The following is a 2,498-nucleotide window of genomic DNA, read 5'->3' on the forward strand; positions in this document are numbered from 1 at the left end:
GACCCGACGCCACCGTCGCCGACGCCCGCGCCTACGTCCACACCGCCCTCTCCACCAACAGCCTCGCCACCCTCAACCACGCCAAGACCCACGCCGAGACGCACGCCGAGAACCGATCCGCGAACCGATCCGAGAACCCTTCCGAGAGCCACACCGAAACCCGCGCGGAGACCCTTTCCGGGAACAAGCGCTGATGGCGGTGGCGAACGTACTGTCGCTCGACGAAGGGCAGTTGGACGTGTGGCTGCTGCCACCCCCCGAGTCGGCCCGTGACGTCCCCATGGGCGACCTGGACGACCGGGAGCTGCGGCGCGTGGAGGCGTACCGCCGCTCCGACGACCGGCGCATGTACGCGGCCGCCCACGTGGGTCTGCGCCGGGTCCTGGCCGTGTACACCGGCATCGCGCCCCGCAACCTCGCCATCGCCGGCGAACGGTACGACGGGTCGGGCGGCCGCAACGGCCGGCCCCGGGTGCTCGGCGTGCCGGGCGCCCCCCAGTTCTCCCTCTCGCACAGCCACGGCCTGGCCCTGGTCGCGGTGGCGGAGACCCGGGTGGGGGCCGACGTCCAGCGCATTCCCTCGGCCGGGACCGCGGAGGCCTGTCTGCCGGCGCTGCACCCGGTGGAACGGGAAGAGCTGGAACAGTTGTCCGAGGACCGCCGCACGGCGGCCTTCGGGCGGCTGTGGACCCGCAAGGAGGCCTACCTCAAGGGGATCGGCACCGGGCTGGCCCGCGGTACCCACCTCGACTACCTGGGCGAACAGCGGGCGCGGGACCGGCCCGAGGGCTGGGTGGTCGGCAACCTGCCGCTGTGTGACGGCCATGTGGCCGCGGTGGCGATCCTGGGCGCCGGGGACCACCGCATCGTGATGCGGGCGGTGCCGGACACCCTGCTGTACGCGCAGGAGGCGGCGGAGCGCCTCGCCGGCGTGGAGCCGGGGCTGCGCACGGTCCTGCGGGACCACCGCGCCCGGTCCTCGCCCTCGGCCCGGGCGGCCTGAGCCGGCACTCGGCGGCAGGTCGAAAAGAGGAAGGGACGCCGACAGCACGGAGGGGCCGGGGAGAAAGTCTCCCCGGCCCCTCCGTGCTGGTCCGTCGTGAGCGGTGTCGCGTGTGCCCCGGTGCCTCAGGCGGCGCGCGGCGCGGGCCGCGCCGGCGAGCGCCAGGTGCGCGGCCCGTCGAAGCCGGCGACCCGGTCCGGGCGCCGCCAGAGGGCGACGACCTGGTGACGGCGGGCCACGTCGTCGGGTTCGACGCCGGCGCCCGCGGCGCGGGCGAGCAGGATCGCGGTCAGGGCGGCCAGTTCCTCCGGGGAGGGGTTGCCCCGGACGATGCGCAGCAGTTGTTCGTCGGCCGGTCCGTTCACGGCGGCTTCTCCTCTGGTCGGCGCGGTCACTGGGGCGGGTTGCCGTGCTTGCGCCGCGGCAGGTCGGCGTGCTTGGCGGCGAGCATCGCCAGCGAGCGGGCCAGCACGGAACGGGTGTCGCGCGGGTCGATGACATCGTCCACGAGGCCGCGCTCGGCGGCGTAGTAGGGGTGGACGAGTTCCTCCTTGTACTGCGCGATCTTCTCGCGGCGCATCGCCTCCGGGTCGTCGGCGGCCGCGATCTCCCGTCGGAAGACCACGTTCGCGGCGCCCTCGGCGCCCATCACCGCGATCTCGTTGGTGGGCCACGCCAGGGCGATGTCCGCGCCGATGGAACGGGAGTCCATGACGATGTACGCGCCGCCGTAGGCCTTGCGCAGCACCACGGATACGCGCGGGACGGTGGCGTTGCAGTACGCGTAGAGCAGCTTGGCGCCGCGCCGGATGATGCCCTCGTGTTCCTGGTCCACGCCGGGCAGGAAGCCGGGGACGTCGACGAGGGTGACCAGCGGGATGTTGAAGGCGTCGCAGAACTGCACGAACCGCGCGCCCTTCTCGCTCGCCTTGATGTCGAGGACGCCGGCGGTCGAGGCGGGCTGGTTGGCGACGACGCCGACGGTGTGGCCGTCGATCCGGGCGAGCCCGCACACGATGTTCTGCGCCCAGGCCGCGTGGACCTCCATGAACTCGCTGTCGTCGACGAGTTCCTCGATGACGCCGCGGATGTCGTACGAGCGGTTCCCGTCGGCCGGCACCAGTTCCAGCAGCCGGTCGCCGAGACGGTCGGCGGGGTCCCCGCTGAGCACCCGGGGCGGCAGCTCGCGGTTGTTGGGGGGCAGCAGGGAGATCAGGTAGCGGACCTCCGCCAGGCAGGTCTCCTCGTCGTCGTGGACGAAGTGGGCGACGCCCGAGGTGCCGGCGTGGACGTCGGCGCCGCCGAGGCCGTTCTGGGTGATCTCCTCGCCGGTGACCGCGCGGACCACGTCCGGGCCGGTGATGAACATCTGCGAGATGTCGCGGACCATGAAGATGAAGTCGGTGAGCGCCGGGGAGTAGGCGGCGCCGCCCGCGCAGGGCCCGAGCATGACCGAGATCTGCGGGATGACACCCGAGGCCTTCGTGTTCCGCTG

3 protein-coding genes and 1 pseudogene are annotated in these 2,498 nt (G+C 73.1%); 2 read left to right on the plus strand and 2 right to left on the minus strand.

Translation table 11 applies throughout. From position 1 onward, the window contains the following. Window positions 1–194: pseudogene (locus tag ADK55_RS39765) on the plus strand (hypothetical protein); the annotation flags it as partial. Continuing rightward, window positions 194–1,003: a 4'-phosphopantetheinyl transferase family protein gene (locus ADK55_RS13300; RefSeq protein WP_053678343.1), complete on the plus strand. Its 810-nt coding sequence runs from the start codon at window positions 194–196 to the stop codon at window positions 1,001–1,003. The pseudogene ADK55_RS39765 and the gene ADK55_RS13300, both read left to right, overlap by 1 nt. 125 nt (window positions 1,004–1,128) lie before the next feature. Here the strand turns inward: ADK55_RS13300 and ADK55_RS13305 are convergent, their stop codons facing one another. Together ADK55_RS13305 and ADK55_RS13310 are read right to left on the minus strand one after the other, a co-directional pair. Further along, window positions 1,129–1,368, minus strand: coding sequence for an acyl-CoA carboxylase epsilon subunit (locus tag ADK55_RS13305; protein WP_053678344.1), 240 nt, complete (start codon window positions 1,366–1,368; stop codon window positions 1,129–1,131). 26 nt (window positions 1,369–1,394) lie between these two features. After that, a partial coding sequence (locus ADK55_RS13310; protein WP_053678346.1) for an acyl-CoA carboxylase subunit beta occupies window positions 1,395–2,498 on the minus strand: 1,104 nt, incomplete at its 5' end.

Source organism: Streptomyces sp. WM4235, from assembly GCF_001279725.1.
Classification (GTDB): domain Bacteria; phylum Actinomycetota; class Actinomycetes; order Streptomycetales; family Streptomycetaceae; genus Streptomyces.